This is a genomic window from Faecalimonas sp. LCP19S3_D12 (assembly GCF_052121495.1).
Lineage (GTDB): Bacteria > Bacillota > Clostridia > Lachnospirales > Lachnospiraceae > Faecalimonas.
In genome coordinates, this window is record NZ_JBQKED010000035.1 from 25301 (window position 1) to 36757 (window position 11457).

The window sequence follows — 11457 nt, forward strand, 5'->3', positions numbered from 1 at the left end:
CTTCTAAGCGGCTGCTCTCTGTTCTGCTTCCAACACATCTGTCAGATACTGCCCCTGATGCTTTCCACCTTTTATTACCACATGATCCTTATAAGTAGCAGAAAGTTCTGTAGTCCACAGTGTAACCTGTGGTTTTTCAGGAACTTTTTCCTGTTTTTGTATTTTTTTCAATACGTTCTTTTTCCATTTCTTTAAAAATATTTCTGCCTCTTCATAATCCTCTTCCGTTCTGTTATATTCCTTACTTTTTTGTACAACGTTTCCATTTGGTTCAATTTCCATGGTATAAAATTCTTTCTCAAGATTTTCTTGTCTGCGTAAGAAAACAATATAAGAGGCTTTTCTGCTGATCCGATCAAAATACCATTCCTGTGTTCCTACACAATGGTGCAATGCTTCCCCTTCTCTTATGATATCTTCAATCTTCTGAGGAACCAGTACTGCGTATTTCTCATCTTTTAGGAATTGATAGATAGGTGTGATTTCCTTACAAATCTTTTCCAGATTTGGAAATTTCTCTCGCAGTTCCTCTGCTCTCTTCTTTGTGTCTACTTCCTGTAGAGATTTTACTGCCTCATCATGCCTTCTTTCTAACTCCCTCGGTCTGTAAATGATAGAATCCTCTAGATTTTTTCCTAGTTTCTTTGCCATGGATAGATAATCTCTCCATATCGTTAAAACCTTTTCTGTAGATAGTCCACTTTCCTTTTCCATTCTTCTTAAATAGTGATAAATCTGCTGTGGTGACATTTGCTTTTCAATAAAGGTAACATCTGTTGTGGAAATATTATGTTTTTCAAAATACTGAAGTATGTTTTCTGGAATCCATTTTTGTGTATCCTTCATTTTTTGTAGCCAGGATAAGCTAGATCTTCCTCCATCCACTTTCGCCAACTGCTTTAGTAGGCAACTGTTTATTCCCAAAATTTCTACAAGTCTCCTGTGATTTGGAAGCTGACTCCTTCTTTGAATACTTTGAACTACAATTTTTTTCAATCCCGCCTTTGCAACTTTCTCAATGGCGGGGCAGTTATAACGGTATAACAAATATGTTTCGGGCTCTACCATCCTCATGTTTTTTTGAAATTCGTATAACCCTGATTTCTTCAAAATACCTTGATTTAGGGAAAATAGGGTTCTCTGATATACCGCGCCTTTATTCCCCTCAAAATCATAGTGGTAATACGCATACAAAGATTCTCTCCATCGATAGGAGTCATCTTTATATTTCCCGTAATAATATGCTGTCTGAGAAAAATCTTCTTCTACGATTACCCTTCTGGTTTCAAACCAACTTATTTCTGGCACGAAATCATGATTCTGATGAAATCTGACACAAACCTCAAACTTTCGGATAACCATTTGGTCAGCCCCAAATTTCTGCAGTAAATAAACTTTTTCCGCTTTGTGCCTAATCCTTTTTTGCATTTTCATAGATTTATATTGGATTCGCTGTCTACACTTTGGGCAGACACCATCTTGATTATGTTTGGGTGAAATCCCCTGTACCCTAGTATTGCAGTTGCTACAGTACCCTTCTCCTTTTCTTTCTGGTTTATAGAATATATAGTGTTGTGTAATGACTGACTTTTTGCACCATCTTTCCCAATCCTTTGGAAGTGCTGGAATCTGGGACATTACCTGATCCCATTCATCAGTTTCTTGTCTGCGTCTTTCCTCTATCCTATCCCATAAAATATCCGTTTGAAATTCTTGTATAATACTTCTGATAGCACTAACTTTCAAAGGTGTCCATCTGCTACATTCTGTGTCAAAATATTTCCGGAATAATGCCCAATCCCTTTTGGTACAGTGATAAAAGCTCCAATAAGAATAACTAATAATATTCATAATCGTGGCTGTTCTCCATTTCGCTTCTCTTGGAATATAAGAAAGGTAAGTACACTCTTTTTTATTTAAGAATACAACGAGTTTTGGCTGTATCTGTTTATCAAGCATTTCTTTTACCCTAAAAAATGAAACTGCTAAAATTTCTCCCTTTTTACAAATTTTAACATATACTTCATGGTCAAACTGTTGCACTTTCTTTTGCAATCTCTGTTTCCGGTATCTTTTTTCTTCTTTTTTCGCAAACTTTAGCATTTTGCTTGTTGCCTGCAAGCAGCCGATTGTCAATAATTCTTTTTTCCTCATCTATCCTTCTACCTTTCTTCCATCAAAATCATAATAAACATTTGGGATATATTCTTTTCCGTCAATCATGATTACTGAAAAATCAGTGATATTTCCTGTATAGTCTTCCCTAATAAAAAGGAGGATTGTACCGTCCCTTCCTTTTCCGATGGGATGTTTCCCACGTACTACTGTGAATCCCTCCATGGGACTACCTTTTTCTATCTGTACAATTTTGCTCAACCTTCTTTGCGGATACTGGAGCATATAGGCAACCCCTTCTACTAAAAGCTCCAATAACGTCAGTCTTCTGACAATCCGAAGCTGTGTGCAGGCGATTTTACTGTCATCTCCTTCTTCCTGACGTTCTCCTGCGACCTCAACCACACAGTATTGTGCCAAAGACGGGTTACTATAGTAAATTAGGCAGTCTAGTGGGTTTTCTGCACAATGAAAGCCCGTTTTTCTGCAGGCAGCTTTTTCTGTATAATTCCATTCCGCTTCCTGATACTGATATCCCAAACAACTCAAATCTTTCTGGAATGCTTTATACGCAATCATTTTCTTCCTCCGTTTTTTCTCCATTTTCCAGCATATCAAAAAGAGAGAGTTGACTGTCTGCTTTTGGCTTGCTTTCTTTGATAGAAGTCTTTACATCTTTTACAGCAGATTTTTCTTGTGCTTTTCTTTTTCGTTCCCGTTCTTCCTCTTTCTTTTTTCTTTCTTCCTCAGCATCATCTAATGCATAGTATTCCTCCAACCAATGGTACACTTTTTCTGAACTAACTGCGACTCCTGCACCATTTTGTCCATTTCGATTCTGTTGCAGATAGTCTTTTGACTCTTCATATACTTTTTGAAGAATGAAATTAATTGCTTTTTCCAAAGATTTGTGAGGCAGCAGGATCTGTGCCCCTAAGGCTTCCTCTTCGCAGCGTTCCATGAGATACTGCCCTAAAGCCACTGCCAGCCCTGGTCCTTCAAACTGATACATTTCTTCCGCAATCTTTTCAGAAGCAGTAGAAAAATTCTTTTCTTCCAGCGGCACTTCTGCCAGCCGAAGTCTTTTTCCCTGCAAAAAATCCTGCATATCATTTTTTGGTATCAGCCTTTCTCTGCAAAGTTCCTGCAAACGTGAAATTTCACCTCTTGCTCTTAAACGGTCTGCAACCATATTCAAGTCTTTTGTATTTTCTATCATTGTCTCAAGCATTCTTATTTCCTCCTATAAAATCAGGAAGGGGTTGCCCCCCTTCCCGTTATGCTGCTCTTTTTAATTCCTCTCTTTTTTCTCTGATTTCCTTGTCCTCTTCCTCAATAATACTGATCATTTGAATCAGGAATTGCTTACACCAAGTATTTCCTTCATACTTCTTTCCTATTTTACCTGCTTCTTCAATGATCTGTTCCCATTCGCTGTCCACTCTTTGTCCTTTTCCTCTATGTTTCTTATAGAAATCATAAATTTCATGCATCGCCTTATGCATATCAATTTCTACTGTGGTTTCCAAATTAGAAATCAAGGTAATAATAAATTTATGGTTATGATATTTCTTTAAAAGTCCCTGGATTCCCAACATAGATTTTCCAAGATATACACCATAAAAATCACCTACCATACTTGCAATCATTTTTTGATCTGTCACCCTGCTTCCTCCTTCCGCTTAACTGATAAATTCTTCTAATGTTATCTGGTTTTTTGAACTAGATTTTCTCTTATTTACGGTGTCTTCTACACCGTTATTCGTCCTGGGAAGTTTTTTTATTTTTTGATAAACCTCCGCTAGCATTTTGTCCAGTTCGTCTTCTTTTGAAAAGATACGCATTCCCAGAACATCTTTCTTTTTTACACAAATCTCTAATTTCTGTATTCTCCCAACTAGAAGATCCACTTGAAATTTTTTCCGATCCATTTCCCTAATCTGAGGGCGCTTCACAAGCACATACTGAAACTGCAGGCTCTGCATATATTTCTTTACCAGCCTTCGGGCAGTTTCAAGAATCTCCGCTTCTCCTGCCATATAATCCTCTTTGACAACCTGCGGAATTTTCTTTTTATACCTGTCACAAGCATTTGTATCAGAAAAATAGTTCTCATAGATCTGCACCAGTTCTTTTCTGATTTGATTTAGTACTTCTCCGTCTGTGGTCTGATTTTCTTCTGTTCCAAACTGATATACCTTTTTCCAGTCATACAGTTTCTTTTGAAAAAAATTTTCCCACTCCTTTGAAGGTTCTGGTTTCTTTTTCTCTACTTCTTCCACGGTATTTACTAACTCCCTTTTGATAGAAAACTCTATTTGTCCGGTAACCTGTATTTCTTTTTTAGGATTCCCATATAGCCACCATCTGTAAACATCTTCCGCATCTTTCCATGTAGCACTTCCATGTCTTCCTTCTTTATGGTAAGAAAGCATTCGGTCAAACGCTTTTAGATAAGCCCTTTTAAACATTGGATAGCGTGCTAGTTCTTTCTCCCGCTGTTTGATAGAAGCAAGCGGGCATCCAATACACCCTATCCTTGTGAAACCTTCATCATAAAGGCTACAATACGTCCGGATATCCGTATGAATGAACTGCCATACTTCATCATCTGTCCAATCTAAGATTGGATTTAACACACGTTTCCCTTTTATCTGACAGCTTTCTATCTGACGTCTTTTCTCATCGTTATCATTGTTTAAAACCACTTTTGCTTCAGATTGTCCCTGTACTTCTGCAAATCCTCTTTTCTTCCGATTCCTGCTTTCTGCCCACCGTACACCGGTAATCACAAAACAACCTTTACCACCTCTTTCTTTCAATTCAGAACAACAGTATCTCATTCTACGTGTAGGTGGATAATGCTTTTGTTTGATTAATTCCCACATTGTAGTCTCTGGCCGATTGATAATAACATCTGGATATGCTTTTCGGATAAAATACACTATTTCTGGCGGATCTACCGTTGTAACATTATAATAAGCTTGAAATTTTACATTTGCTTTTTTTGCTAATGCATAGATTACTTGGCTGTCTTTCCCACCACTAAAACATAAATAATATCCTTCCGGGTTCATCTTCAATGCTTTTGCCTCAAACATTTTTAACATAGTTACAGCCTTTTCAATTTTCTTCTCTATTCCCAAAAAACTTAACTGTTCCATTTTTTCTCCGTTCTTTACAATTAGTTTGCTCTAAACGGAAAAGCCATGCTTTCAGGTGTGTCTTTTTACACTGCCTGACCTCTTCATGTTCAAAAAACAAGTCCGCAACGACTGATTTTTCTAAGCAGCAACCTGAATTTCTCAGGATAAGAAAAAGTGGAACACCTTTATGATTGGATATCCAGTATCCCATACGCAATTTTTTGAATTTCCAGAATTTGTACATTGGAAATTTTACGATAAGGTTTTCTTGTGTTTTGTTCTGAAATCCAGTTTCTTAATAAAAGTTCTGCCTCAAAATCCACATCATTATAGTCTGCCAGGAAAGCATATTTTTTCGCCTGCCTACAATTTCCCCTTACTGTCATATAAGAAAAAGAAATTTCATATAATGGCAGCAGTATGTTCAATGAAAGCATCTGCATAGGATGCAGTCTTTTCAACTTTTCACGATAATACTCTGTCTGGGGAAGGGTTCCTCCAATTGCCACCTCATGAAATGACAGAATATCTGCCAGTTTATGAAGGTGCATATCCTCACGCTCCTTTCTTTTCTCTGTAAAAGCATCCATTCTTCTCCAACTGATCCAGCCTTTCTAAAATTTCTTTCTCCGAAAGACATTCTCCTTGTTTTTGATGCTTTAATTTTCTGTACATCATTCTTCTACAGACCGGGTGCGCCGGTCCATAATCATAAAGATATCTTGCTTCTCTTGCATTCAGGTTACAAAAGATTGCAATCAGCAGTTGATAATATCCTGCCATTGTTTCATCTTTCATACACACCTCATTCCTACCGATACTTTAGCCGAAAAGTTCCTCTTGCCAAAGGCTGAAAACAATCGGCATGTTCATATAAAGTTGCCCGAATTCTCGCCTCATAGTTTTTATTTCTCTTGGCCTTTGGGTGTTCTCTTAATTCCTGATATAACTGCTTTAATGTTGCCTGTCCATCAAACTGTTCCATTGTCATCCGCAATAAATGAAACCACGTCAGTGCAATGGAATCCTGTTCTTGTATCTGGAATATTCCTTCCTTTCTGATGGAAAATGGTACAAGAAAAATTTCTTCTTTTTGAAAAAGTACCAATGTTTCTGTCACAATCGGAATAAACGGCTTTCCAGAATACTGTGTCTTACTGGAAGTGCAGTGAAACTGCCCCTTAACAATCCAGGATTTCATATTTCCAATATGGAGCATATCCGCTGCAATAGAATGGAAGACTCCTTTCTGCCGGATATCTCCTACCAGGATTGCCAGATACCCATTCTGTCTTAGGCTGAAATACAGTTTTTTGATCACATAGTTCAGTTTTTCAATATAATCTTCATAGTTCTCACATCTGCTCAAATCATCTTCATGCGGTCTTCCCCACATATTTCCGGAATACCGGATAATGTCGTGGTAAGGCGGGTGGAAAAAAATCAGGTCTGCACTATGTGCAACTTCATCTTTTAATGCATTCCAGTTTCCAATCCCCTTTGGTGGATGCGGGTTCAAATCATATAAGACAGAGGGAATATGCAATTTCTCTGCCACATCTTGACTGGTTCCCGAACCGCTCATGGGATCCAGAAACAAAAACTCCTTCTTCTTTTCATACCGTCTGCATTTTTTTACAAACTGGATGAGTTTTTCTACAACCTGTGGGGAACAATTTCCTCTCCACCGATTACTGCCTCCTTCTGCCCGTTCCGGAAATGCCATAAAAGAAGTCAGGTCTTGTCCTACGCAATGCGTAAGTTCCCTTGTCCCTAACGTCTGTACAATCCGTTTCCAGTCGGAACCAAATTCTGTGCGTAAAATTTTGCTTGCACGCTGTAAATCACTTTCCTGCACACTATCATACTCCTTTCTGCACATAAAAAAACGATACAAAAATCCTTTCTGGTTTTCATACCGCTTTCTCCGCTTTTTATTTTTCTTTCTTCTCCTTTCCAAAAGGCAATAAAAAAAGCACTCAAAGAATTTCTTCCTGAATGCTTTTGATATACGCGCTTTTTAATTAAGTAGTAATACTTCAAAACGTTATTCTAACCTTATGGTCAGATAAAAATTGCACTTCTTCTTTACGAAGAATAAAACTGAACTACAAATTTATGGTAGCATAATCCAGTAATTTAGTCAAGATTATAGATTATTTTAAATAAAGCTTACTCCCTTAGTTTTATTCCATTCTAATAAGAAATCAACTTGTTTCTAACATTTTGAAAACAACTTATTTTTTTGTTCTTCTGTTAATCTAACATAGACCTCTATTAACTTCTCATACATAAGTTTTGTCAAAATACAATTTTTTTGAGAGGCTTTATTAATACTACCAGTTTCTAATAAATTCTCATTTGGACATCCGCCCAAGCATAAATTCTGAGCCCAACAGTCTTTGCATTGATCATGATTTCCTATATGTAAATTTTTGATAAATTCACTTCTTTTTGTGCCCACTCCATTTTTTATATCCCCTAACGAATATTCATTATTTGCCACAAATCTATGACATGGATATAATCTTCCATCTATATCAACTGCATACATATTTCTTGCAACGCCACATCCTAAATATCTTTCACTTCCATACTCGATTTTTTCTATAGCCGAAAATAAATCAATCATTTTTTTTGCTTTTTCAACATCTCCCATTTGGATAAGCTTTTCAAAATGGGAGATATATTTTTCATATTCTTTGTATAATTCATTATAATCTGAATCTTTAAGCATATTTTTTGCAATTGCAATAGGCACAACACGAAAACCTAATGATACTAAATGTTCAAAAATTTCGACATACCCCATGTTATTACTGGATATAGTAGCTCTAGCTGAAACCAAGGAATCTTTTCGTAAGTTTTCTGTTTTTTTAATTACAGTTTCATATGATCCTATACCATTAATATCATATCTATTAGCATTATGTTTTTCTTTCTCTCCATCTATGCTTATTTGTATAATAAATTTGTTGTCTTTTAAAAATTCTTCTATCTCTTTATTTATCAATGTGCCATTTGTAGTAATAGAATATCGAAATTTCTTTCTAGTATCTATTTCTCTTTTTTTACAATATTCTACAACTTCTTTTATCAATTTAAAATTCAACAAAGGTTCACCACCAAAAAAAGTGATAAAAAGTTCTTCGTCATCTGAATTATTAATCAAAAAATCAACAGAGTCAAACGCTGTCTTTTCGGACATTATTCCTTTATTTGTATATTCACCTCCATTTCCATAACAATACACGCAACGCAAATTGCATTCTTGTACAACCATGAGAATTATCGCCGATATTTTCTTATTGACTTCCTTATCTAGAAAGTCGTTTTGGCGTATACTATTCCTCATAAAGCCAGCCAGTGACATTTCTGACAAAATATTAACAACTTCTTCTCTCGTTATTGTTCCTTGTAATCTTTTGCATGCTTCACCGATTGTCATTCCTTCACAAGCTAAGATTGCCTTAGTTATATTATCTATTTCAAAAAGTCCGCTTGTATTGATTGTATACAAATAAATCTTTTCGTCAATAAAAAATTCTTTATACGGATAAAATTTTATCACATCATCTTCTTTTAAAAATTTCATAAGTCCATCTCCTTTTGTAAAAAAATCAGCCTGTCCAATGCAACTACAGCAAGTGGACAGGCTCTGCAACTAGTGAATAAAATCATGTGACCATTCATCACAGAAAAGGCATGGCCAATTATTTCTAATTGCTTCGTCTTTATTTACACGTCTGAACATTCTTCTCACTCCTCTCTCTATTTTTCTAATATCTATAGTTTATCACCTGATATAGTGAACAACTATCCAATGTATCTCATTCAGTAGCATTTATTTTTTTGATACTTGTTGCATACATAATTCCAGATATCACTAAAAGAATAAAAATAATAATGCTTCCTGATAAAATTAATTCCAATAAACTTTTTGTTTGAGTAAATATAATTTGCAAAAAAACCGCCATTATAATAGAACCTACGATAGTTGCTGATATAGATTTCTTAATCATCCCAATAGAAAACGGAAAAAGAACTAAGAATCCATTTAAAATCATAGAGATTATTGTTAAACTTACTATCTGTTTGAAATCTTTTAACAGAAAACTACCATTAACAATATTCCAATAATAATCTCGAAATACAATAAACAATGTACAGCACACATTACCTAAGAAGGTCCCTATCATTACAAAACTACTTATAAGTAAAAGTTTAGCTGTCATCCACATTTTAGGCTTTATTGGATAAGCAAGCATAATTAAAACGCTTCTGTTAACATACTCTCCTATAATAATTTTTGAAACCAAAACAGCTCCATACACCGTAAAACATTCAGTTACAGCCATATTAACTAATCTCAAAATATTACTATAGGAATTTTTAGGTGTATCTTGTACTGATGCATACATGGATGTATTTGCAAAAAAAAGTAAGCCTACGATAATAAGCAGTATACCCACAACATAGTATCTTGCTTTAACTTTTTGCAATTCTAATTTCATTAAATTAATCATGATTATCACCTTTACTTATAATTTTAAAAAAGTAATCCTCTAATGAATTTTCACATATTCCAATACTTTCTACACCTATATCGTTTTCGACTAAAACTTTTGATATCTTTCTTCCGCTTACTGACAAATCATAAATATGAATCTCATGCTCATTAATAACATCTATATTTTTAATACCTAATAGTGTTTTTAATATAAATGCTCCCTTGTTTGTGTCACTCAAATGTATTTTTCTATATTTTCCTCTCTTTTTATGAATTTCTTCCATCGATGTTTCACTTAACAAGGTTCCTTCTTTGATCACTCCTATTGTATCTGCTATCAATTCCATTTCCGATAAAATATGACTTGAAATGAGTATACTCATATTCCATTGTTTCTTAAAATTTAAAATTAATTTTCTGATTTCTGCAATGCCCTCAGGATCCAAACCATTCAATGGTTCATCTAATATCAGTAATCTGGGTTTTGATATAATTGCTCGTGCAATTGCTAATCTTTGTTTCATTCCTACGGAATAGGTATCGACTATTCTATCGGCTGCTTCACTTAAGTTCAATAAATCCAGCATGTCATTCACTTGATTTCTAATAGGAATTTTCAAATATCTACAATGAAGTTCTAAATTCTCTCTTCCTGTCAATTTTGTGTAAAAATATGGGTACTCTATTATTGATCCCACGTCACACAATAGTTTATAGGTGCAATTATTGACTTCTTTTCCAAAAATTTTAACGCTTCCACTATCAGGACTTTCTAAATTTAATAGCATTTTTAATATAGTACTTTTTCCAGCACCGTTTGGTCCTACAAAGCCATATATTTCGCCTTGCTTGACATGTAGATTTACATTATTTACAACTTTTTTCTTCTTATAACTTTTTGTAATTGCCTCAGTTTCTAATATATTCATTCTCTGTTTCCTTTCCCTTATTGACAGGTCGTTTAGGCTGATATATTAGTCCTAAGCAAACCGGAGGCCATTGCAAATTTTCCTTTTTAGTCCGATATTCTATCACCTCACTAGCCACTTTCAAACATTTATTTACTAAAGTATTTCTTCTTCCCATTATTCATATAACCTCCTGTTTTATAATCTTCGCAAAAAGTAGTAATACAGCACATACAATGTCTGCAACCATAGCCCATAAAATATATATGTTATTAGGTATTCCAAAGAATATTACTGTTATAAAAATCCAATGTATCCCAGCCGTTAGTCTTGCTACCTTTTTGGCTTCTATATGTTCCAAGTTACTCAATCTCATATTAGGATGATTTACTGTTGAGATAATTAAAATAACAAAAATAGATATAGTAAATATCAAATAGATATATGGCAACTTTCCAGAAAACACTGGGATTATAATAAATGCAATTACTATGTAAAGAATTATTGTTGATACTAAACAACTTTCATAACTCTTCATATGGAACCCGCCAGTTCTTCCTCTCATGTTCATAAATACAAACATAAATATTATCGTTTGCAAAATATTGTTAAATAGAACTGATAAGATTAGCAGTATACCAAGTGAAATTGATTTTTCTAATAATATTTGGTGCTAGAATATAAATAGTACAAGTCAAAATGAGAATTCCTTATAAGAAAAATCATGGTACAATGTAAGTATCGCACTGAAGGAGGATCTCATTATGGCAAAGCACTA

General features: G+C 34.8%; 12 protein-coding genes. All 12 read right to left on the bottom strand.

Annotated elements, in window-relative coordinates; translation table 11 throughout:
- Positions 1-3 precede the first annotated feature (3 nt).
- Positions 4-2154: a PcfJ domain-containing protein gene (locus ACTQXY_RS11135; RefSeq protein ID WP_441659500.1), complete on the bottom strand. Its 2151-nt coding sequence runs from the start codon at positions 2152-2154 to the stop codon at positions 4-6.
- Positions 2155-2694, bottom strand: a complete 540-nt coding sequence (locus ACTQXY_RS11140; RefSeq protein ID WP_441659501.1) for a DUF7666 domain-containing protein — start codon at positions 2692-2694, stop codon at positions 2155-2157.
- Complete coding sequence (locus tag ACTQXY_RS11145; RefSeq protein ID WP_441659502.1) at positions 2681-3346, bottom strand: Cas9 inhibitor AcrIIA9 family protein; 666 nt, start codon at positions 3344-3346, stop codon at positions 2681-2683. Before ACTQXY_RS11145 ends, ACTQXY_RS11140 begins: the two co-directional genes overlap by 14 nt.
- Before the next feature lie 46 nt (positions 3347-3392).
- On the bottom strand, positions 3393-3779 hold the full coding sequence (locus tag ACTQXY_RS11150; RefSeq protein WP_441659503.1) for a hypothetical protein: 387 nt from the start codon (positions 3777-3779) through the stop codon (positions 3393-3395).
- A gap of 18 nt (positions 3780-3797) precedes the next feature.
- Positions 3798-5279 carry a phosphoadenosine phosphosulfate reductase domain-containing protein gene (locus ACTQXY_RS11155; RefSeq protein ID WP_441659504.1) on the bottom strand — a complete coding sequence of 494 codons (1482 nt, stop codon included), beginning with the start codon at positions 5277-5279 and terminating at the stop codon, positions 3798-3800.
- A 167-nt stretch (positions 5280-5446) separates the two neighbouring features.
- Complete coding sequence (locus tag ACTQXY_RS11160; protein WP_441659505.1) at positions 5447-5812, bottom strand: hypothetical protein; 366 nt, start codon at positions 5810-5812, stop codon at positions 5447-5449.
- Positions 5813-5816: 4 nt separating this feature from the next.
- A complete protein-coding gene (locus tag ACTQXY_RS11165; protein ID WP_441659506.1) occupies positions 5817-6059 on the bottom strand; it encodes a hypothetical protein in 243 nt (80 codons plus the stop codon).
- Positions 6060-6072: 13 nt separating this feature from the next.
- Entirely contained in the window at positions 6073-7119 is a 1047-nt protein-coding gene (locus tag ACTQXY_RS11170) for a DNA methyltransferase (protein ID WP_441659507.1), read from the bottom strand.
- A gap of 360 nt (positions 7120-7479) precedes the next feature.
- Positions 7480-8856, bottom strand: coding sequence for a PapB family radical SAM/SPASM ranthipeptide maturase (gene papB / locus ACTQXY_RS11175; RefSeq protein WP_441659508.1), 1377 nt, complete (start codon positions 8854-8856; stop codon positions 7480-7482).
- Positions 8857-9091: 235 nt separating this feature from the next.
- Complete coding sequence (locus tag ACTQXY_RS11180) at positions 9092-9787, bottom strand: hypothetical protein (protein WP_441659509.1); 696 nt, start codon at positions 9785-9787, stop codon at positions 9092-9094.
- Complete coding sequence (locus tag ACTQXY_RS11185) at positions 9780-10700, bottom strand: ATP-binding cassette domain-containing protein (RefSeq protein ID WP_441659510.1); 921 nt, start codon at positions 10698-10700, stop codon at positions 9780-9782. The genes ACTQXY_RS11180 and ACTQXY_RS11185 overlap by 8 nt, the downstream gene beginning before the upstream one ends.
- A 160-nt stretch (positions 10701-10860) precedes the next feature.
- Positions 10861-11346, bottom strand: coding sequence for an accessory gene regulator B family protein (locus tag ACTQXY_RS11190; RefSeq protein WP_441659513.1), 486 nt, complete (start codon positions 11344-11346; stop codon positions 10861-10863).
- Positions 11347-11457 lie beyond the last annotated feature (111 nt).

What these genes read in the sequence shown, in the direction of transcription:
- ACTQXY_RS11135 (WP_441659500.1), bottom strand. Translation starts at nt 2,154, where the DNA reads ATGAGGAAAAAAGAATTATTGACAATCGGCTGCTTGCAGGCAACAAGC.
- ACTQXY_RS11140 (WP_441659501.1), bottom strand. Translation starts at nt 2,694, where the DNA reads ATGATTGCGTATAAAGCATTCCAGAAAGATTTGAGTTGTTTGGGATAT.
- ACTQXY_RS11145 (WP_441659502.1), bottom strand. Translation starts at nt 3,346, where the DNA reads ATGCTTGAGACAATGATAGAAAATACAAAAGACTTGAATATGGTTGCA.
- ACTQXY_RS11155 (WP_441659504.1), bottom strand. Translation starts at nt 5,279, where the DNA reads ATGGAACAGTTAAGTTTTTTGGGAATAGAGAAGAAAATTGAAAAGGCT.
- ACTQXY_RS11160 (WP_441659505.1), bottom strand. Translation starts at nt 5,812, where the DNA reads ATGCACCTTCATAAACTGGCAGATATTCTGTCATTTCATGAGGTGGCA.
- ACTQXY_RS11165 (WP_441659506.1), bottom strand. Translation starts at nt 6,059, where the DNA reads ATGAAAGATGAAACAATGGCAGGATATTATCAACTGCTGATTGCAATC.
- papB (WP_441659508.1), bottom strand. Translation starts at nt 8,856, where the DNA reads ATGAAATTTTTAAAAGAAGATGATGTGATAAAATTTTATCCGTATAAA.
- ACTQXY_RS11180 (WP_441659509.1), bottom strand. Translation starts at nt 9,787, where the DNA reads ATGATTAATTTAATGAAATTAGAATTGCAAAAAGTTAAAGCAAGATAC.
- ACTQXY_RS11185 (WP_441659510.1), bottom strand. Translation starts at nt 10,700, where the DNA reads ATGAATATATTAGAAACTGAGGCAATTACAAAAAGTTATAAGAAGAAA.